General features: G+C 48.9%; 15 protein-coding genes and 1 other annotated feature. Of the genes, 11 read left to right on the top strand and 4 right to left on the bottom strand.

The features are described 5' to 3' along the window. Nucleotides 1-69: 69 nt before the first annotated feature. The gene (gene aroA / locus DXD12_RS07895) at nt 70-1,347 is read right to left on the bottom strand and encodes a 3-phosphoshikimate 1-carboxyvinyltransferase (RefSeq protein ID WP_118638257.1); all 1,278 of its coding nucleotides are present in this window, start codon (nt 1,345-1,347) and stop codon (nt 70-72) included. Nucleotides 1,348-1,413: 66 nt separating this feature from the next. Further along, nucleotides 1,414-2,520 (bottom strand): prephenate dehydrogenase, encoded by a 1,107-nt coding sequence (locus DXD12_RS07890; protein WP_118492045.1) that lies wholly within the window; start codon nt 2,518-2,520, stop codon nt 1,414-1,416. A gap of 334 nt (nt 2,521-2,854) precedes the next feature. Here DXD12_RS07890 and DXD12_RS07885 point away from each other — a divergent pair, with 334 nt between their 5' ends. The 3 genes from DXD12_RS07885 to DXD12_RS07875 all read left to right on the top strand — a co-directional run bounded on the left by DXD12_RS07885 (nt 2,855) and on the right by DXD12_RS07875 (nt 6,974). Further along, nucleotides 2,855-4,945, top strand: coding sequence for an elongation factor G (locus tag DXD12_RS07885; protein ID WP_118467340.1), 2,091 nt, complete (start codon nt 2,855-2,857; stop codon nt 4,943-4,945). 380 nt (nt 4,946-5,325) lie between these two features. After that, nucleotides 5,326-6,456: a hypothetical protein gene (locus DXD12_RS07880; RefSeq protein WP_118638026.1), complete on the top strand. Its 1,131-nt coding sequence runs from the start codon at nt 5,326-5,328 to the stop codon at nt 6,454-6,456. After that, the gene (locus DXD12_RS07875; RefSeq protein WP_107001643.1) at nt 6,453-6,974 is read left to right on the top strand and encodes a hypothetical protein; all 522 of its coding nucleotides are present in this window, start codon (nt 6,453-6,455) and stop codon (nt 6,972-6,974) included. The genes DXD12_RS07880 and DXD12_RS07875 overlap by 4 nt, the downstream gene beginning before the upstream one ends. A gap of 158 nt (nt 6,975-7,132) precedes the next feature. On the opposite strand, the gene DXD12_RS07870 is transcribed toward DXD12_RS07875, so the two are convergent. After that, nucleotides 7,133-8,452: an acetyl-CoA hydrolase/transferase C-terminal domain-containing protein gene (locus tag DXD12_RS07870; RefSeq protein WP_118638024.1), complete on the bottom strand. Its 1,320-nt coding sequence runs from the start codon at nt 8,450-8,452 to the stop codon at nt 7,133-7,135. Nucleotides 8,453-8,856: 404 nt separating this feature from the next. On the opposite strand from DXD12_RS07870, the gene DXD12_RS07865 reads away from it, so the two are divergent. The 7 genes from DXD12_RS07865 to DXD12_RS07840 all read left to right on the top strand — a co-directional run bounded on the left by DXD12_RS07865 (nt 8,857) and on the right by DXD12_RS07840 (nt 17,422). Continuing rightward, nucleotides 8,857-10,218, top strand: coding sequence for an MATE family efflux transporter (locus DXD12_RS07865; protein ID WP_118638022.1), 1,362 nt, complete (start codon nt 8,857-8,859; stop codon nt 10,216-10,218). A 163-nt stretch (nt 10,219-10,381) separates the two neighbouring features. Further along, nucleotides 10,382-11,440 (top strand): MBL fold metallo-hydrolase, encoded by a 1,059-nt coding sequence (locus DXD12_RS07860; protein WP_118638020.1) that lies wholly within the window; start codon nt 10,382-10,384, stop codon nt 11,438-11,440. A gap of 233 nt (nt 11,441-11,673) precedes the next feature. Beyond that, nucleotides 11,674-11,886, top strand: a complete 213-nt coding sequence (locus tag DXD12_RS07855) for a ferrous iron transport protein A (RefSeq protein ID WP_022360163.1) — start codon at nt 11,674-11,676, stop codon at nt 11,884-11,886. 128 nt (nt 11,887-12,014) lie between these two features. Further along, nucleotides 12,015-12,253, top strand: a binding site (T-box leader). A gap of 195 nt (nt 12,254-12,448) precedes the next feature. Next, the gene (leuS, locus tag DXD12_RS07850; RefSeq protein WP_022360162.1) at nt 12,449-14,860 is read left to right on the top strand and encodes a leucine--tRNA ligase; all 2,412 of its coding nucleotides are present in this window, start codon (nt 12,449-12,451) and stop codon (nt 14,858-14,860) included. A 172-nt stretch (nt 14,861-15,032) separates the two neighbouring features. Then, a complete protein-coding gene (locus tag DXD12_RS07845; protein ID WP_147354017.1) occupies nt 15,033-16,052 on the top strand; it encodes a hypothetical protein in 1,020 nt (339 codons plus the stop codon). 38 nt (nt 16,053-16,090) lie between these two features. After that, nucleotides 16,091-16,240 carry a hypothetical protein gene (locus tag DXD12_RS15285; protein WP_182457043.1) on the top strand — a complete coding sequence of 50 codons (150 nt, stop codon included), beginning with the start codon at nt 16,091-16,093 and terminating at the stop codon, nt 16,238-16,240. A 285-nt stretch (nt 16,241-16,525) separates the two neighbouring features. After that, a complete protein-coding gene (locus tag DXD12_RS07840; RefSeq protein WP_118638016.1) occupies nt 16,526-17,422 on the top strand; it encodes a transposase in 897 nt (298 codons plus the stop codon). Nucleotides 17,423-17,714: 292 nt separating this feature from the next. Here the strand turns inward: DXD12_RS07840 and DXD12_RS07835 are convergent, their stop codons facing one another. Further along, complete coding sequence (locus tag DXD12_RS07835) at nt 17,715-19,055, bottom strand: MATE family efflux transporter (RefSeq protein ID WP_118638014.1); 1,341 nt, start codon at nt 19,053-19,055, stop codon at nt 17,715-17,717. A gap of 300 nt (nt 19,056-19,355) precedes the next feature. Between DXD12_RS07835 and DXD12_RS07830 the strand changes: the two genes are divergently transcribed. After that, entirely contained in the window at nt 19,356-20,081 is a 726-nt protein-coding gene (locus tag DXD12_RS07830; protein ID WP_243105361.1) for a DUF6198 family protein, read from the top strand. Nucleotides 20,082-20,137 lie beyond the last annotated feature (56 nt).

Genomic DNA, 20,137 nt, shown 5'->3' with positions numbered 1-20,137 from the left:
AAGAAAAGGGCAGGAAAGCGATTTGAAGCTTTTCCTGCCCTTTTTGTCTCAAATATGCATAGTCACATTTTATTTACACAGCCGTTTCAGATCCCCATAGAATCCCGGATAGGAGATGTTCACGCAGTCTGCATCCAGAATTTCGGTCTCGCCGGAAGCGCCGAGTGCGGCAACGGCGAAGGTCATGGCGATGCGGTGATCCTTCTTGCTGTCGATCACAGCACCGTGCAGCGGCTTGCCTCCGTGGATGATCATGCCATCTTCGGTCTCGGTCACATCCGCGCCCATAGCGGTTAAATTCTCTACCATGACAGCAATGCGGTTTGACTCTTTTACCTTCAGTTCCGCGGCATCGTGTATGACGGTGGTTCCCTCGGCATAGCACGCCATCGCAGCGATCACCGGAAGCTCGTCGATGAGAGTCGGGATGATCGCACCCTCGATCGCGGTTCCAGTCAGCTTACCGGAGCGGACGAGCAGGTCGGCGGTCGGTTCGCCGGAGGCGGTGTTTACATTGAGAAGTTCGACGTCCGCGTTCATCGCCTTGCAGACGCGCAGGATGCCGTCGCGGGTCGGGTTGATACCGACATTTTTAATTAAGATTTCTGAATCCGGTACGATGAGTCCGGCTGCGATAAAGAAGGCAGCGGAGGAGATATCGCCCGGAACCTGAATTTTCTGTCCATAGAGCTGTTTTGCCGGCTGTAAAATCGCGGTGGTTCCATCTGTGTGGATGTCTGCGCCGAATGCGGACAGCATCCGTTCACTGTGATCGCGGGAAATGTAAGGTTCGGTCACGCGGGTTTCTCCGTCGGCATACAGACCTGCCAGCAGAATCGAGGATTTGACCTGGGCGGAGGCAACCGGAGAATTATAATGGATGCCGTGCAGTGGTGAGCCGGTGATATGGAGCGGCGCGCAACCATTTCCATTGACACTCTCGATCTTTGCGCCCATCTGAGAGAGAGGATCGATGATGCGCTTCATCGGACGTTTCTGGATGGAAGCGTCGCCGGTCAGTGTTGTGTCAAATTTCTGGGCCGAGAGAATGCCGGAGATCAGGCGCGTTGTGGTGCCGCTGTTGCCGCAGTCTAAAACGGAGTCTGGGGCAGTCAGCCCGTGCAGTCCACGTCCGTGGACGAGAACGGTCTCGCCCTGATTTTCGATCGAGATTCCCATTTTGGAAAAACAGGAGATCGTGGAGAGACAGTCTGCGCCCTGCAGGAAGCCGTGAATTTCGGTCAGTCCGTCCGCAAGAGCGCCGAACATGACGCTGCGGTGGGAGATGGACTTGTCTCCCGGAACGGTCAGTTCGCCCCGGAGAGAAGATGTATGGGTAAATTTCATTGAGTTCATAGTTGTACCTGCCTAAACATTAATGTTGAAAGTTAAGTTTGAAACATACATTGCAGTCTACGCGAACAGCGTGTAATTGTATTTCTTCAAACGCGCCCACGCCGCTTCCATCGAAGCCTTGTCGTAGAAGCTGATCCGCAGCGCGCCCTCGCCATGCTCACGGTTGTGGCTGATGCCAATATTTTTGATACTGATTCCTTTGCCGGAGAGGATCGAGGAAATGATGGAGATAGCACCTGGCTCGTCCACCACGTCGGCGGAGAAGGCGTATTCCGGCTGTATCGATCCTTTTGGAGTTTCTGCAAACGAATTCCGGTAGTCGCGGGAGGACTCAAACAGCTGGTAGATGGCTCTAGACTGGTGGTCGGACAGTTCTTCCCGCAATGTCGTCAGGGAATCAATGTAGCGATCCAGCACCTCAGTGATATTGCCTGTGTTCGTCATGCAGATCTGTTCCCACATGACCGGAGAAGAGGAGGCAATACGGGTGATATCCTTGAAACCTCCGGCAGCCAGCCGTTTCATCATCTGATCCTCGCTGTCGCAGTCGTGTACCAGGTTGACCAGGCTGGAGGCGATGAGGTGCGGCAGATGGCTGATCGCCGCGACAATGAAATCATGACGATGGTAATCCAGCACCAGGGGCAGCGCACCGATCGCCTTTGCCACCTCCACCATACGGTCGGTGTAGGAAGCCGGGGTGTGCGGCGTCGGGGTAATGATATAGTACGCATTTTCCAGCAAATGGTCGGTTGAACTCTCGTAGCCGGTCTTTTCCGAGCCAGCCATCGGGTGTCCGCCGACGAAGCAGCTTTCCATGCCAAGCGCGGCAACGGTCTCATGAATGCTGGTCTTGGTGCTTCCGACGTCAGTCACAACCGCGCCTTCCTTTAAGAACGGCCGGATCTGGCGCAGATAGGATTCATTAAATTCAACCGGTGTGCACAGGAAAATGATGTCGCACTCGCTTAAATGCTCGTCCACGCCGTCCAGAATCAGGTCAACAATGCCGTCTGCATGTGCCTGTTCCAATTTTTCGCGGGTCCGCATATAAGCCATGATCTGAATATCCGGGGCGCTGCGTTTCAAACCTCTGGCGATAGAGCCGCCGATCAGACCGAGTCCGATGAAACCGGCGGTAAGATGATTAATCGGTGTATTCATAGCAATTACGCTCTCTTTCATAAGTAGTATAGTAAAAAAAAGAAACTAGAAATTATTGTAGAATAGAACAAGTCACTTGTCAACGATTTTACGCGTTGAAGTGAAAAAGAATTTTTTTGCATCTGTTTATTACTAAATTTGCGAAAATGCGATTGATTTCACCGCCTTTGAACAGGGAAATTGTCGCATTTTCAATGCTTTTCAAAATAAAACGAATAAATTTTGTATAAAGGTGTTGTTTTGCTTGAAATTTTCTCTATTTTCTTGTACAATATGAACAGAGGTTAAAATACAAGAAAAAAACATCAAAATAAATAGACGGGAGGACTTAACTATGAACGTGTATGGGACAAAACAAATCCGCAATGTAGTGTTACTGGGGCACGGCGGTGCCGGCAAGACAACGGTAGCAGAGGCGCTGGCACTGGTAACAGGTACTACCAAGAGAATGGGAAAAGTTCCGGAAGGAACCACCATCAGCGATTATGATAAAGAAGAAATCAAGAGACAGTTCTCTATCTCCACCACGCTGATTCCGTTGGAGTATCAGGGAGAAGATGGACCGATCAAGATTAACCTGTTAGATACCCCTGGCTATTTTGATTTTGTGGGAGAAGTAGAGGAAGCTATCAGTGTAGCAGATGCAGCAATCATCGTTGTAAACTGCAAGGCTGGCATCGAAGTCGGAACCGAGAAGGCATGGGAACTCTGTGAAGAGTACAACCTGCCGCGCCTGTTCTTCGTTACCAACATGGATGACGATCAGGCAAGCTTCCGTGAGCTGATCTTAAAACTGGAGAAACAGTTTGGCCGTAAGATCGCGCCGTTCCAGGTGCCGATCCGTGAAAATGAAAAATTTGTCGGCTTTGTCAATGCGGTAAAGATGGAAGGCCGCCGTTTCACCCATTTAAGCGAATATGAGAAATGCGAGATTCCGGAGTACACCAAGAAGAACCTCGGCATCATCCGTGATGCGCTGATCGAGGCAGTGGCAGAGACGAGTGAAGAATATATGGAGCGCTATTTCTCCGGTGAAGAATTTACACAGGAAGAGATCGCACAGGCGCTGCGTGAGCACGTAAGTGAGGGCAACATCGTTCCGGTTATGATGGGTTCCGGTGTCAATGCACAGGGCTTCGCATATTTGCTGCAGGCGATCGATAAATACTTCCCGTCACCGGACAAGTTCGAGTGTGTCGGTGTCGATGTATCGACCGCAGAGCGCTTTACCGCTAAATATAATGACGATGTATCCCTGTCGGCACGTGTTTTCAAGACTGTGGTTGACCCGTTCATCGGCAAATACTCCCTGATGAAGATTTGTACCGGTACCTTAAAACCAGATACCGTTATCTACAATGTAAATAAAGATGCTGAAGAGAAAGTTCAGAAAGTATATGTTCTCCGCGGCAAGGATGTCATCGAGGTTCCGGAATTAAAGGCTGGCGATATCGGCGCAGTTGCCAAATTAAACGTCACCCAGACCGGCGATACCATCGCAGTCCGCACGGCTCCGATCGTATACCACAAACCGAAGATCTCCACTCCGTATACCTACATGGCATACGCAGCTAAGACTAAAGGCGATGAGGACAAGATCTCCAGCGCACTGGCGAAGATGATGGACGAAGATCTGACACTCAGAAGCGTCAGCGATACCGAGAACCGTCAGACCTTACTTTACGGCATCGGCGAGCAGCAGCTCGAAGTCGTTGTCAGCAAGCTGCAGGCAAGATATAAAGTAGACATTGTGCTCAGCAAACCGAAATTTGCATTCCGCGAGACACTTCGCAAGAAAGTAGAAGCACAGGGCAAATATAAGAAACAGTCCGGCGGACATGGACAGTACGGCGATGTTAAGATGTCCTTCGAGCCGTCCGGCGATCTGGAGACACCATATGTATTCGAAGAGAAGGTATTTGGCGGTGCCGTTCCAAAGAACTACTTCCCGGCAGTTGAGAAAGGTATTCAGGAATGCGTACAGAAGGGTCCGTTGGCTGGATATCCGGTTGTCGGTGTGAAAGCAACCCTGTTAGATGGTTCTTATCATCCGGTTGACTCCTCCGAGATGGCATTCAAGATGGCAGCGACGCTGGCATTCAAGAAAGCGTTCATGGAAGCGAATCCAGTTCTCCTTGAGCCGATCGCATCTCTGAAAGTAACCGTTCCGGATAAATTCACCGGCGACGTTATGGGCGATCTGAACCGCAGAAGAGGTCGTGTTCTCGGTATGAACTCCAACCATCACGGCAAACAGATCATCGAGGCAGATATCCCGATGTCCGAGCTGTTTGGTTATAACACCGACCTTCGTTCCATGACCGGCGGTATCGGTGAATTCTCCTATGAGTTCAGCCGCTACGAGCAGGCTCCGGGCGATGTACAGAAGAGAGAAGTGGAGGCGAGAGCGGCAGAAGCTGAATAATGGCAGATGAAGTGCTTACCGTTTCGGTCAAAAATATGATATTCTTATATAAATAAGCAGAAAACCGCCGCAGGCGGCTGAGTGGCTCGATACCGATTCATCAAGGCTGTCAGCGGCGGCTTTCTCTTTCTGGAAGACCTTTCGGATCGATATGGTTATAGGCTGTGCTTGAATTGAACAAAGCGCTGCGAATGTTATCGATGGGACAAGCGAGAGGTTAAGGCAGTGAATGCGGATGCCAAATTGCTACGAATTGCGTTCTTTTGCAATTTTCAAAAAGAAGGCTATAAATTGTAAGAAAATAGAAAAGACTACCCACCTGTAAAAAGGTATAATGTTGCAAAGAGAACAACTTATACAGACAGGTGGGTGGCCTTTTTATGATAGAGAAAAATGAGAAAAGCGGGGAACTCATGGAAGTAAAAGAACAGGCAAAAACAGTTCGGAAACACCCGGAGCGGATGATCGTGCGTATCTGGCTGGTGCTGGCGCTTATTTGTCTGCTGGCGGGTCTGATCGCCCAGTATACGTTCCGGCTGAAAGAACCGCTGTTTCTGCACTACAGCCAGTCGGCCTATCTGGGCTGTGGGCTGGACGGAGTAGAAACTTCGGAGGATGGAATCGTTCCATCTGTGTCAAGTGAGGCGCTTGAAGAAGAAAGTACCGATTCCGATGTGAAAGTTGGAGTTTTAGACAAAGGTGTGAAAGACCTGAATGCGAATATGGAATTGGAGAATACAGTGTCCTTATATGCACTAGGGGAAGAAAATGTGGATGAGACAGATGAAACTTCGGATGTATGGTATACACAGGTAAATTTTGCCTATCTGACGGATGTGACGGATGAGATCTGTGTGAGAGAAATTCGTTTTTCAGAGTTGCCTGAACTTCAAATGCAGGAAATGCGGGAGACAGTCCAGTCAGCGGGACAGTATGCGCTTCATCGCCTGGATGCTACGCTTTCGATTGAAGATCCGCAGCATAACGGGATCAGTCAGTGGAGAATCCTGACGCGGGCGCAGGTGCTCTATTCAGATGGAAACACAGCGGACGTAAAAATTGGTAATCTGGTACTGATTGCAAATCCGGAGGGCGGGAGCGCCCTGGAAAATCCAAGTTCCAGCGCCAATTCAGATGGAACGGCCACACAGGTTTACACCGTTCAGAAAGATGGAACCATCGAAGTAAAAGGCTGCATTGCGTCAGCCGGGGAGATGGAAAATTTTTCGATGACCTTAAATGGAGAGCCTATCCCAGCCCAAAAAGAAGGGGAAGAGCCGAAACGGCTGACAGTAAAAACGGGTGATGTGCTGACGTTCCAGAGCCATTGGATTGGCAAAGAGGAAGACCAGTCTCCGCAGGTATTTCATTCAGGAGTTGCAGTGCTTTCATATATCGGCAAAGATGGCGGGGAGCAGGTTCTTTCATTTGAAAATGAATACAGGAAGAGAAGGGAGCTTCGCTTTATTGATGTGTGGAAATATCTGCTGAAAGAGGAGGCATTTAAGTGAAAACGGGAGATCATAAGATTTTAGCCGGTCTGATTCTTGCTTCGATTCATATTAATCTGTTCCATGTGATGCTGCTGCCGCCCTGCATCGGGTTCCTGATTTTATATATCGGGATTCTCCAGAAAGAGCGGCAGGCTGGATTTTTCCAGATGGATGTAAAAGAGATGAGAGTGTACCGGGCAGCAGGGGCGGCGCTTGTGCTGGTGACTGCTTTTTCTAGCTTCCTGTCCATGTTCTGGAGGCGGCCGGACGGAACCATCTGGTCGCTGATTCCGTGTATGCTGGAATATGTGGTGCTCTATGGACTGATGGAAAGCTACACCGCAGGTTCGCCCAGACATTCCTATCACTCCGAACTGTGCTGTGGATATGCTATGGTAATGGGAGCAGCACTGTGTGGGTACGCAGTCAGCCTGATTCTGCATATCGCGCTGTGGCAGCTCTTTGCGTCTATGATTATTTTGGTCTGCCGGTTTATGGTGGTTATGGTTGTTATAGGGGCGAAGAAAGAGGCATAAAAAATAAAAAGCCGTAATCAGATATACTCGCCCATGGGATTAAACTCATGAGCGAAAGTATAAGGTTACGGCTTTTCTATGTTGAAAATTCTGGTTTTCAAATAATCAAAGATAACATGGAATGTTGATGTTTCGGTTCCGATGTATCTTTCCAATTTTTATTTAAAATTCTCCTCCGCATACCGGCGCAGCTCATCACGGAAATCCGGGTGTGCGATGGCGATCATGGCATCCGCTCGTTCTTTTAAGGTAAGCCCGGTCAGTTTTGCGATACCGTATTCGGTCGCCACGTACTGAATCATGGTACGCGGTGCAGATACGGTGCTGCCGCCCGGAATGAACGGTACGATGTTGGATTTTAAGGAGCCATCTTTTTTCTTGTGGGTGGAAGCAAGGCAGATAAAGCCCTTGCCTCCCTCGGAGCGGAATGCGCCCTCCAGGAAATCCATCTGTCCGCCGATACCGGAGAGCTGTCGGGTGCCGGCAGACTCGGCATTTTCCTGTCCCATCAGATCCAGCTCGACCCCACCGTTGATACTGATGACATTTTTCATCTCACCGATGCGGTACGGGGAGTGGACGTAATCGACGTCAGCCGGATGGAAGAGCTGCGGCTCATTATCCAGCCAGTCATATAATTCCTGAGAGCCCATGGCAAGGTTCCAGGTAGAATAACCGTTGTCAATCTCCTTCTTCTTGTTGGTCAGCTTGCCAGCCTTATAGAGGGCTAAAAAAGCATCGCTGATGGTGCCGGTGTGGCAGCCGAGGTCGGTTTTGTCGGACTGTGCCAGCATATTGGCAACGGTAAACGGAACGCCGCCGACTCCCAGGGAGAGGACAGCGCCGTCCGGGATCTCCTCAACGACACGTTTGGCAATCTCAATATCAATGGCGCTCGGATCGCGGTAGGTGCGGATCGGAAGCGGCTCATGCTCGCCCTCGACGATGAAATCTGCCTCTGAGAGGTGGACACGGTGGGAACCATCGACGCCCTGTAAGCGCGGGAGGCGCTCATTGATCTCGAAGATGACGGTGCGCGCATTCTCAAAGATGGTGCGCCATGCATAGTTGGAAATACCCAGTCCGCAGCAGCCGTCCGCATCTGGTCTGGAAACCGGTACAAAGGCAACATCCACGCGAATGTGGTGGCGGTACATTTCCGGCAGGGAACGCAGCATCATCGGCATAAACTTGCAGAGCCCACGGGTCTGCAGCTTGCGCTCATAATCGCCGATGTGCCAGCTGTAGTAGCTGAATGCTTTCTGCTCCGGGTCGCTTTCGACAACCTCGATGTGCGGGCGGATGACTAAACCGCCGCGGATCTTGACGTCGGTCAGCTCATCCCTGCGTGCTGCCAGCGCACGGTCGAGAAGCTCCGGAAATCCAGCGCCAAAGCCATAATCCACCCAGTCACCCGGCTGAACGGCCTTGACGGCGGTCTCAGCGCTCACAAATTTACCTGCGTAATTGTTAGACATAATAAAAATCCTCCATCGGTATGAAATTCAAAATTTTCTAGTTTCCATCATATCCCAGAAAGCGCTTTTTTGCAACTTCCAAAGACAATTCCAAAAGACAATTTTTAAGCTGGGTTTTAAGATGAGTTTAAGATAGGTTTAATACGGAAATAGTTGACAAAATAGGTGTTTATGATAAAATTAAGTGTTTATAAATAAGAGTTGGTCTTTTACACAGCAGGCAGAAGTGCCTGTATTTTTATGTAATAGGAAATTCCTTGGAATCCCCTATTACACAAAAAGGCACTAACGTGCCAATGATGTGCACTTGCGCGAAGCAGAAACATGTCGCAAGCGACCGCGCTCGGCGCGAGAATGTGACTGTAAAGAATACAACAAATATAGAAAGAGAGGAGTTACGACAAATGAAAACAAATACGGATTTATTTGAAAAAACACCCGTACCGAAGGCGGTCGCAACCATGGCGGTTCCGACCATGATTTCCATGCTGGTGGTTGTTATCTATAACATGGCGGATACATTTTTCATCGGTCAGACGAAGGATCCGCTGCAGGTGGCGGCAGTTTCGCTGGCAACGCCGGTCTTTATGATTTTTATGGCATTAGGCCATCTGTTCGGTATCGGCGGCAGCTCAGCGATATCGAGAGCACTGGGAGAACGCCATAAAGATCGGGCATGTCATATCAGTTCATTCTGCTGCTATGGATCCCTGGGGCTGGGCGTGATAGTGGCTATCCTGTCTGTACTTGGAATGGAAACCATTCTGCATCTCATCGGTGCCAGTGTAAATACGATCGGTTTTGCGAGACAGTACCTGGCGATTATTGCAATCGGCGCGCCGTTTATTATGTTTTCAACTGCATTTGCGAATATTCTGCGGGGAGAAGGCGCATCGAGGGAATCGATGGTCGGAAACCTGTTAGGTACTGTAGTAAATATTATTTTGGATCCGATCATGATCCTGGCGCTTGGCTGGGGAGTGACCGGTGCAGCACTTGCGACGATTATCGGCAATATTGCGGCCTGTCTTTACTATATTGCTTATTATCTGCGGGGCAAATCGACACTGTCGATTCATTTCCGTGATTTTAAGATGGGAGATGGAATCGCTTCCGGCGTGGCAGGAATCGGTATTCCGGCTTCCTTAAATAACATCCTGATGAGCTTTGCCAATATTATCCTGAACCAGGCGCTGGTCGGCTACGGTGACACACCGGTAGCGGCGATGGGTGTTGCGATGAAATCCAATATGCTTGTTGTCCTGCTGCAGATTGGTCTCTGCGTGGGAATCCAGCCGCTGGTCGGTTATAATTATGGAGCGCGCAACAAGAAACGCCTGATGTCGGTATTCAAATTTACAGGATTTGTATCGGTTATTATGGGAACGATTCTGACATTGTTTATGATTGTCGCAAGAAAGACAATGATTCAGATGTTTATTAATGATGCGGAAGTTGTCCAGTATGGTATTCAGATGGTGGTTGCGCTCCAGCTTTCTGCGCCATTCCTTGGTATCTTATTCCTCTGCATCAATACGATCCAGGGAATGGGAAAAGCGCTTCCGTCGCTGATTCTTACGATCTGCCGCCAGGGACTGATTTTTATTCCGCTGATTTTCGTGCTGAATGTGATGTTTGGCCTGGATGGAGTTATCTATGCACAGCCGGCGGCTGATTATCTGTCGATTGTGGTGGCGATTTTGATTTGCACACATCTGTTCCGGACGATGGATCATAGAGAAGAGAAAGCAGAAGGCAGAGAATAAAGTGAAGATCCATGTGGTTAAAAAACTGCATGGATTTTTGTTATGTCATGGGAAGCTTTGTTCTATGATGCAACAAAACGATTCACGGGATGCGCACTCGCGGTAAGAAGAAACATGTCGCAAGCTAAATAAAGAGATTCAATAGATTCAATAAGGAAAAAATATGCTTAAAGAAAATAAAAGAGAAGAAATCACAAAGAACATAGAGAAGAGGGAAGCCCTTGTAGAACAGGTGGCAGAGGGAATCTGGCGGATTGGCGTGGAATTGCCGCAGAATCCTTTGCGGGAACTCAACAGTTACCTGATCAAGGGGAAAGAAAACGGGCGTGACCTTCTGATTGACACCGGATTTCGGCGCGAGGAATGCCGGGAGGCGATGTTTGCCGGGCTTCGGACACTTGGCAGCAGTCCGGATCGGCTGGATATTCTTCTGACGCACCTGCACTCGGATCACACGGGACTCGCCAGGGAGGCGGCAGGGGCGGACAGCCGCATTTATATCAGCGGAACCGATCTGGCAATCTTAAAGGACGGTTTTAAACCAGAGCGTCCGCTTCGCCTGGCGGAGCAATTCCGTGCCGGGGGATTTCCGGAGGATGAAATGAAGAAAACGCAGATGCTCAATCCGGCAGTCCGCTATAAGCTGGATCAGGTAGATGACCGTTTTGTTCCGGTTGAGGCAGGCTGGAAATACACGGTAGGAGATTACACCCTGGAAATGATCTCCGTGCCGGGGCATACGCCGGGCAATGCGATGTTCTGGGCAGAGAAGCAGGGCGTCATGTTCACGGGCGATCATATCCTGTTTGATATATCGCCGAATATTACTTCCTGGCTGGAATCGGAGGATTCATTAGGTGACTATCTCGACAGCCTGCGCCTCGCCAGAAAATATCCGGTCCGCCTTGCCCTGCCGGGACACCGGAAGACAGGCGATTATGCGGCGCGCATCGAGGCGCTGCTGGCACACCATGAGCGGCGTCTGGAGGAGACGGAGGCGCTGCTTGCCGAACATCCGGGTATGACGGCATATGAGACGGCTGGAAAGATGCGCTGGAAGATCCGTGCCGCCAGCTGGGAAGAATTTCCACCGTCCCAGAAGTGGTTCGCGGTGGGCGAGTGCATGGCGCATCTGGACTACCTCCGCCTGCGCGGCAGAATCCGTCGGGAGATGGACGGAGAAGTGTGGAGATGGTTCACGGTAACGGCTAAATACTGTTAGAATTAACTAACAATTATTACCATTGACTAACAATAGTCTGACTGTATATAATAATAGTAAAGAAAGAGGTAACTGTTCAGTAGGTCTGCGCATTTACTGCGCTGACCGTACGAAAACATGGACCAGCAGACAAAAATCCCATTGCCGCAGGCAATTTTTAATGGATTTTTGCGCGTGACTGTGAAGGTACTGAACAGTTACAGAAAGCGGAATATCAGTCAGGAGGTCGTTGTATGCAGTCGTTGGCAAAGGTGCAGGCGGGAGAGTCCTGTGAAATCAAGTGGATGTTTGGAAATGCGGATGTGATGAACTTTTTGGAGCGCTATGGAATCAAAGAAGGAAGCCGTATCCGGGTCCTTGGACGTGTGCTGGATGGTCTGATCATCGGAAATGGAAAGGTTCGGCTGGCACTGGGCGATGAAGTGGCAGAGCGGATTCAGGTGTAGGTTTGACGGTGATTGAAAGATTGTCGAAAATGTCATGTATTGAAAGAACGTCGAATCTGTCACGTGCAAGTTTGAGAAGGTCACGTTACTTGACATTTCTTCCCATTTATGCTATTCTACCAGATAGCACAAATGCAATGAACGGAAGTAGTAAGCCGCGAAATTTCTACAGAGAGCTGCCGGATGGTGTGAGGCAGCGGAAGGAAGCCGCCGAACTGGTCCGGGAGCAGCCTGTTGAAAGAAGTGTTTTTGAATACCCGAGTAGACAGAGCCGGTCATCCGCCGTTACAGGACGATGAGGAGCACACGGATTCCGTGTGAAATAGAGTGGTACCGCGCAGTTGGAATTTTCGCCCTGCGTCTCTATACAGGTAATGTAGAGACGCAGGGCGTTTTTGACGTTACCGGATTGAAAGAATGTCCGCAAGGGTTGGATGTTATGCAACTGCCAACGGACCAGTCGATTGCAATAATGAATCATCATTTTAGAGACTGGAGCCGGATTTTGACAGGAAATAGCAAAAAATCAGCGTGGGTTAAGCAGAAAACAGGAGGAACAAAGATGTCACAGTACAATCATACCGCCATTGAGAAAAAATGGCGCGAGAACTGGGAAAAACATCCCATCAATGTAAACGATGGAAAGAAAGAAAAATATTACTGCCTGGATATGTTCCCATATCCGTCCGGAAGTGGTCTGCACGTTGGTCACTGGAGAGGCTACGTTATTTCAGATGTATGGAGCCGTTATCAGCTGCTGCGCGGCAAATACGTGATCCATCCGATGGGCTGGGACGCATTTGGTCTGCCGGCAGAGAACTACGCGATCAAGATGGGCGTACACCCGGCTATCTCGACCGAGTCCAACATTAAAAATATTAAACGTCAGATCAACGAGATCGCAGCCATCTATGACTGGGATATGGAAGTAAATACCACAGATCCGGCATTCTACAAATGGACCCAGTGGATCTTCGTCCAGATGTTCAAAAAAGGCCTGGCATACGAGAAAGAATTCCCGATCAACTGGTGCCCGTCCTGTAAGACAGGTCTGGCAAACGAGGAAGTTGTCAACGGCTGCTGTGAGCGCTGCGGTACCCCGGTTACCAAGAAAAACTTGCGCCAGTGGATGCTCAAGATTACCGCGTACGCAGACCGCCTCTTAAATGATCTGGACAAACTGGACTGGCCGGAGAAGGTTAAAAAGATGCAGACTGACTGGATCGGTAAATCTTACGGTGCAGAGGTTGATTTCGGCGTAGAGGGACGCGATGAGAAGATCACCGTTTACACCACCCGCCCGGACACCCTGTACGGTGCAACTTTCATGGTACTGGCTCCGGAGCACGCGATGGCAAAGAGCCTGGCAACCGATGAGACCCGCGAGGCAGTAGAGAAATACATTTTCGATTCCTCCATGCGTTCCAACGTAGACCGTCTGCAGGATAAGGAAAAGACCGGCGTATTTACCGGAACTTATGCAATCAACCCGATCAACGGTGCGAAGGTTCCGATCTGGCTGTCTGATTATGTATTAGCTGACTACGGTACCGGCGCTATCATGTGCGTACCGGCACACGATGACCGTGACTTCGAGTTTGCAAAGAAATTTAATATCCCGATCATCCAGGTTATCGCAAAAGATGGCAAAGAGATCGAGAACATGACTGAGGCGTATACCGAGGCGTCCGGCACGATGATCAACTCTGGCGAGTGGAATGGTATGGAATCTTCCGTACTGAAAAAAGAAGCGCCGGAAATGATTGAGAAGAGAGGTATCGGTCACAAGAGAGTCAATTACAAGCTGCGTGACTGGGTATTCTCCCGTCAGCGTTACTGGGGCGAGCCGATCCCGATCGTACACTGCCCGAAGTGCGGCAACGTACCGGTTCCGGAGGATCAGCTTCCGTTAAAACTTCCGGAGGTAGAAAGCTATCAGCCGACTGGTACCGGCGAATCCCCGCTGGCAGCCATCGACGAGTGGGTCAACACCACCTGCCCGTGCTGCGGCGCTCCGGCAAAACGTGAGACAAACACCATGCCGCAGTGGGCTGGATCTTCCTGGTACTTCCTGCGCTATGTAGATAACAAGAACGATAAAGAACTGGTATCCCGTGAGAAAGCAGACAAATATCTGCCGGTTGATATGTACATCGGCGGTGTTGAACATGCAGTACTGCATCTGCTGTATTCCCGTTTCTACACCAAGTTCCTGTGCGATATCGGTGTTATTGACTTCGACGAGCCGTTCAAGAAGCTGTTCAACCAGGGTATGATCACTGGTAAGAATGGTATCAAGATGAGTAAGTCGAAAGGAAATGTCGTATCCCCGGACGATCTGGTACGCGACTACGGCTGCGATTCCCTGCGTCTCTATGAGCTTTTCGTAGGACCGCCGGAACTGGATGCAGAGTGGGATGACCGCGGTATCGAGGGCGTATCCCGTTTCCTGAACCGTTTCTACAACCTGGTTATGACCAGCAAGGACAAAGACATCAAAGAGACCAAGGAAATGGTTAAACTGCGCCACAAACTGGTATTCGACATTGAGCAGCGTTTCGAGCAGTTCAGCCTGAATACCGTTATCTCCGGTTTCATGGAGTACAACAACAAGCTCATCGATCTGGCGAAGAAAGAGGGCGGCATCGACAAAGAAACCCTCAAGACCTTCACTATCCTGCTGGCACCGTTCGCACCGCATCTGGGTGAAGAGCTGTGGCAGGAGCTCGGCGGAACCGACAGCGTATTCCACGCTTCCTGGCCGGAGTGCGACGCAGAGAAGATGAAGGATGACGAGAAAGAGGTAGCCGTTCAGATCAACGGCAGAGTCCGTGCGACCATCACCGTACCGGCAGACATCTCCAAAGAAGATGCTATCGCCGCTGGTAAAGAGGCTATCAAGGACAAGCTGACTGGAAATATCGTAAAAGAAATTTACGTTCCGGGACGGATTGTGAATATTGTTATGAAATAAATTGTGAAAAATCCGGGCGGAATCAAGCGGGATTATTGAGATTGATCCGTTGCGCTAAAAAACAGCATCCTGTGTATTTCGAGAAGAAAATACACAGGGTGCTGTTTTTTGCTTTTTGTTTCATAGAAAATTGCGTCCTATGAAACAAAAAAGCACATTAGGAAGCGTTTGAATGCGGGAATCCGATCATCTGGAAAAGAGGGACAGAACAAAATTTTCTAGCGGTAGCATCGGAATAGCCGATCTTTTCTTCACCGCTTCTGGGCTCCTTACATTATGTGCTGTCCGAAAGAACAGCAGAAAAGTTTTGTACCAAGAAGATTTCCCTTGGCTCATCTTCTTGATATTTGCGATAATTATTAATGGAGTCTATTTTATTTGGATATTGAATAGAAGTTTTCCTTTACATACGCTGTATTGGATATATTCAGCATTTTTGATCTGGACATTTCGAACTTTATATTCGGAGTCGTTCATGAACGGACTTTGCTGGATGTGCCGCATCAACTTGATTTTCCAGGTGTTGCTACTTGTTTCTGGTCGTGGCAGATATTTTTATGAAACCTGGGGCGGATCACGTTTTGTGGGAACTTTTAACGACCCGAATCAGTTCGCATTTTTCATTTTTATCATGATGCTGGTGCTTTTTATGGAGTACTGGCGGAAAGCCGTTTATACGGCGAAAGCGCGTATTGGCTTTTGGGGAATGTTTCTGGTAGGTGTGTTCTTGATTGTTAAAGCAAAATCGACCGGAATGTCTGTAGGTTTACTGGTATTTTTTGCTGTGCTTGCATGGCAGTTTTTCTGGGATAAATGTTGTCATTCGAAGCAAAAGAAAGTTTGGTGGTTTGGCGGTGCCGCATTTTTGGTGCTTCTGGCAGTCGGCGTGTATTTGATTTTGCCGGGAGCGGATTTTGATGTTTCCCAGACGGATTATACACTTCTTTCGCGGATTCAACAGAAGATATGGAAGCTGGCGAATGGAAATATCTATGATTTACTTTATGATCGAAGCGCAGAACGACTGGTGTTAGAACCGCAGTATCTGTTATGCGGAGCCGGAGAGGGATTTTTTGAGCGGTTTATTCCATATGATGGATTTGAGGCACTTTTGAGTCCGGGTGTTTTGATGTGTTTCATGTCAACGAGATTCATTCCAGCTTTTTTGATGTCTGGTTTTCGTATGGATTGATTCCGACTACCTTTTTGGTGTACTGGATTGGAAGAAATGTGATTCGCTGCGACCGGGCACAGCGGGCGGCAGTGCTGGCACTGCTGGCGGAAAGTTTTACGTTGATGAACTGCAGGCAGCCGTTTTTCTGGTTTATTATTGTGATGGCAGGGATGTCCGGGAAGAAGAAAAATACAGAATATGAGTAAAAATGGATCAGGGGTGCTTTTCGAGAGAGGAGTACTCCTGATCTGCTAAATGAATATTTGCAAATTTTGATGTATGATTGAGGATTTCTCTTGCATCCTTTGGGGGAATATGATACATTTATCCTATCAAGCATATATTTTTCTTTATCAACTATTCAAATGTATCTAATGTTCTAAATTAATCTAAGAAAATCTTATGCTTATCCAAGTCAACAACAATTGAAGAGCAGGAGATTTTCGATGGATGATGAAGAAATGAAATTCTCCTGTCAGAAAGGAGAATGAATGAGAAATAGGAATTCTGTAAAAGTAAGGCGGGATCACAAGGACACGTTGTTTCGGATGATTTTCAGTACGAGGGAGAATCTGTTGAGTCTGTATAATGCGGTAAATCATTCACATTATACGGATGCAAAAGAGTTGGAGATCGTGACGCTGGAAAATGCTGTTTATATGAATATGAAAAATGACCAGGCATTTTTGCTGGATATGCAGTTGAATTTGTATGAACATCAGTCAACCTGGAATCCGAATATGCCGCTATGTTTTCTGATTTATGTGACGAAAGAATACCAGATGCTCATTCGGAATCAAACGCTGTCTGCGTCAACGCTGGTGGAATTGCCGACCCCACACTTTGTTGTATTTTACAATGGAGAAGAGGAGCGAGAAGCGGAAAGTGTTCTGAAACTGTCACATTCATTCTGCCAGAAGGAAGATGAACCAGAGCTGGAATTGATAGTGAAGGTATTGAATATTAATCTGGATAAAAAACAGAGGATTCTGGAAACTTGCTGCCTGTTGAAAGAGTATATGCTTCTGGTTGACAAGATTCGTAAATATGCGGCAGAGTATAAGGACATAAACCGGGCGGCAGAGCAGGCTGTGACGGAATGTATTGAGGAAAATATACTGGCTGATTTCCTAAGAAAGAATCGAACGGAGGCGATAGAGGTGTGTATTTTCGAATATGATGAGAAACGGGAAAAGGAATTGATTCGGAAGGCAGAGTATGCCGAAGGTAAGAAGGAAGGATTAAGGGAAGGGCAGAAGCAGGGTGAGAAACGGGTGTTTGGAATTTATAGATTATATCGAGATAAATATACAGAAAACCAGATTGCAGAACAGATGAAGATAGATGTGGATGAAGTTAGGAATATTTTGGAAAAGTTTAAGGAATAGGTGCGGCGGTTGGTTATACATATGCGGATCAGCTGGATAACTGGACGGATGCGCTTATGATTGCATACGCAGATCTGCTTACATCCATATCGTGTTTACATACCGTGCACTGGTAGCAGCGGTGTGCGCGTGGAGTGGAATGTGCATGGTAAAAATGGAGTTTGTGTTTTATGGATAGCAGTGTGCTAAAGTTTTAGAAGCAATTTCTATAGATAGAACGCGAAAAAGAGCTCTAAACGAAATAAGGATGGAAGAAATCACCCCCCAAAGTGAATTCTTCCATCCCTTTTCTTTACTCTTTTACAATCCGAAACTCCCTCCATTTTCCACTCCGGTAGCGCATCACAACTACGAAGCAGGCGATCAGCCATGCGGGCGGCATGCTCACATAGTAGCAGCGGAAGCCAACCGGGGTGAGCGCCAGCAGGAAGGAGAGCGCGAGGCGGATGCCCAGGTTGATGAAGCCGGAAGCTGCCGGGATCTTGACATCGCCTGCACCCTGCAGAAAACCGCAGGTGATGTTGGTGATCGTGCTGGTCCAGATGAAGAACATCAGGATGTCGAGATGTTCCTTTGCGCGCCGCAGGGACTCTCCGGTGATGTTGAAGATCTGGAGAAGCGGCCGGTCAAAAAGCAGAACTACGATACTGATGGAGATACTGATCAGGACGCCCATCAGGATGGTGGTGCGGTAGCCGCGGCGGGCACGATCCAGTTTTTCAGCGCCGATATTCTGTCCGGCGAAGCTGGAAATGGCGACGTTAAAGCTCTGGGACGGGATGTGCGCGAGCTGTTCGACCTTCAGCATGGCAGCGTAGCCCTCGATGCTGGGAGCGCCGAAGGAGTTGATGAGACGCTGCAGGATGAGGAAGCCGATTGAATTGACGCCCGTCTGCAGCATGATCGGAATACTCAGGCGCATCAGCAGCGCCCCCTGTCCCTTCCAGGCGTAGAGATAACGCCGTTTCGGCAGCAGATCCGGGAAAATGTGCCGCAGATACAGGAAACTGGCGATGGCGGAACCTGCCTGTGCGATCACGGTCGCGGCAGCCGCGCCGGAGACACCCATATGAAAGATGGAGATAAACACACAGTCCAGCACGATGTTCAGGGCGGCGGAGATCATCAGGAAAATGAGTGCGCCGCGCGAATCCCCGTGTGCCCGCAGGATGCCGTAGGTGACATTGTAGAGCAACTGGAAAATAATTCCGCCGCTGTAGATCAGAAAGTATGCCATACTGTCGAAACGCATTTCCTCCGGTGCCTGCAAAAAGCCGAAAATAACTGGACGGGCTGTCAGAAAGCAGGCGGCAGTTAAAAATATACTTGCGATTATGGCAATCAGATAGGAGACGGAGATGGATTCCTGTATATCCGTCTCTTTTTTGGCACCGAAATACTGGGCGACTGCGATATTGACACCGGCACCGATGGAGGTGCAGATGGCGGTTAAGAGCCAGGTCATGGAGCTGGTCAGTCCGACGGCTCCAAGGGCGGTCGCGCTGATGAGGTTTCCGACGATCACGCTGTCAGCGAGGTTGTACAAAACCTGCAGCAGGTTTGCCCCCATGATGGGCAGGGAAAAGAGCAGGATGGAGGACCATTCCCGCCCTTCGGTCATATCTTTTTTCATATGTATAAAACTCCTTTGATACAGCTAAAATCATGAGTTTAGTGTAGCATAGGGGATGGAAAAAGTAAAGAGAACGGAAAGTGCTGTAAGATAATCTGGTGGCAGCAGAAATTTGTCGTGGGTTCAATGGGGCGCAATGGTAAGATGTAGACTGTGATTGTAGAATGTAGGCAGGCTGGAATATTTATTTCGTAAGAAAATTGGAAGATTTAGAATACAGGAAGCGCTTGTCAAGTGGAAAGAGGAGGATCTATAATAGAATAGATTTAACAAATATTAAGAAAAAGAGATGAGGAAATCTTGAATCACAACATGGAAATGACGGAGAAACCGACGGGAAGCGGGGCAGCACGGTGGGGCTTTTATCTGATGGGGCTTCTGATTCTGGCGATGGGGCTTACGCTCAATACGAAAGCTGGACTCGGAGTGTCGCCGATTATTTCACTTTCGTATGCGGCATCCGTGATCTGGAACCGGAATTTTGGTGATATGACCTTTGTCCTGTATGGTATCTTTGTCTTGATTCAGGCGGCGATTCATCTGCGGGAGAAAGGAAAAGCCGGACGCAGCCTGCTTATGAAAGATGCGCTGCAGTTTCCATTGAGTATTGTATTTACAAGATTTCTGAATGTGTTTTCAGTGTGCATACCGTCGTTAGAAGAATGCGGATCGGAGGCGTCTGGACTTTTAGGACGCCTGGGAGTGCTGATGCTTGCCCTGATTTTTACAGGCATCGGCGCGGCGATGTCCCTGTCAATGCGGCTGGTGCCAAATCCGGGCGATGGTCTGGTGCAGGTGCTTGCAGACACCTTTGGAATCGGCACGGGTCTGATGAAGAACTGTGTGGATGCAACCTGTATCGTTTTGTCACTGCTCATGGGGCTTTTGTTTGCGGGAAAACCGGTGGGAATCGGCATTGGAACGGTCTGTGCTGTCGTGCTGGTGGGGCGCGTGATTGCGCTGTTTCATCATATTTTTGGAAAGGCGATGCTGCAGGCGGCTGGACTGGAAAGTGGCAGGAACTGACAGAGTGTGTGGAAAAGATAAAAGCAGCCGATTTTGGAGTAAAATTCAGATACATA

This window comes from Clostridium sp. TF11-13AC (assembly GCF_003481065.1).
GTDB lineage: Bacteria > Bacillota > Clostridia > Lachnospirales > Lachnospiraceae > Otoolea > Otoolea fessa.
This window is presented reverse-complemented; position numbering and strand designations above follow the sequence as displayed.

Coding starts and splice junctions, on each gene's coding strand:
- DXD12_RS07870 (WP_118638024.1), bottom strand. CDS start 8,452: ATGTCTAACAATTACGCAGGTAAATTTGTGAGCGCTGAGACCGCCGTC.
- DXD12_RS07840 (WP_118638016.1), top strand. CDS start 16,526: ATGAGAAATAGGAATTCTGTAAAAGTAAGGCGGGATCACAAGGACACG.
- DXD12_RS07835 (WP_118638014.1), bottom strand. CDS start 19,055: ATGAAAAAAGATATGACCGAAGGGCGGGAATGGTCCTCCATCCTGCTC.
- DXD12_RS07845 (WP_147354017.1), top strand. CDS start 15,033: ATGCGGGAATCCGATCATCTGGAAAAGAGGGACAGAACAAAATTTTCT.
- leuS (WP_022360162.1), top strand. CDS start 12,449: ATGTCACAGTACAATCATACCGCCATTGAGAAAAAATGGCGCGAGAAC.
- DXD12_RS07865 (WP_118638022.1), top strand. CDS start 8,857: ATGAAAACAAATACGGATTTATTTGAAAAAACACCCGTACCGAAGGCG.
- DXD12_RS07885 (WP_118467340.1), top strand. CDS start 2,855: ATGAACGTGTATGGGACAAAACAAATCCGCAATGTAGTGTTACTGGGG.
- DXD12_RS07890 (WP_118492045.1), bottom strand. CDS start 2,520: ATGAATACACCGATTAATCATCTTACCGCCGGTTTCATCGGACTCGGT.
- aroA (WP_118638257.1), bottom strand. CDS start 1,347: ATGAAATTTACCCATACATCTTCTCTCCGGGGCGAACTGACCGTTCCG.
- DXD12_RS07880 (WP_118638026.1), top strand. CDS start 5,326: ATGATAGAGAAAAATGAGAAAAGCGGGGAACTCATGGAAGTAAAAGAA.
- DXD12_RS07860 (WP_118638020.1), top strand. CDS start 10,382: ATGCTTAAAGAAAATAAAAGAGAAGAAATCACAAAGAACATAGAGAAG.
- DXD12_RS07855 (WP_022360163.1), top strand. CDS start 11,674: ATGCAGTCGTTGGCAAAGGTGCAGGCGGGAGAGTCCTGTGAAATCAAG.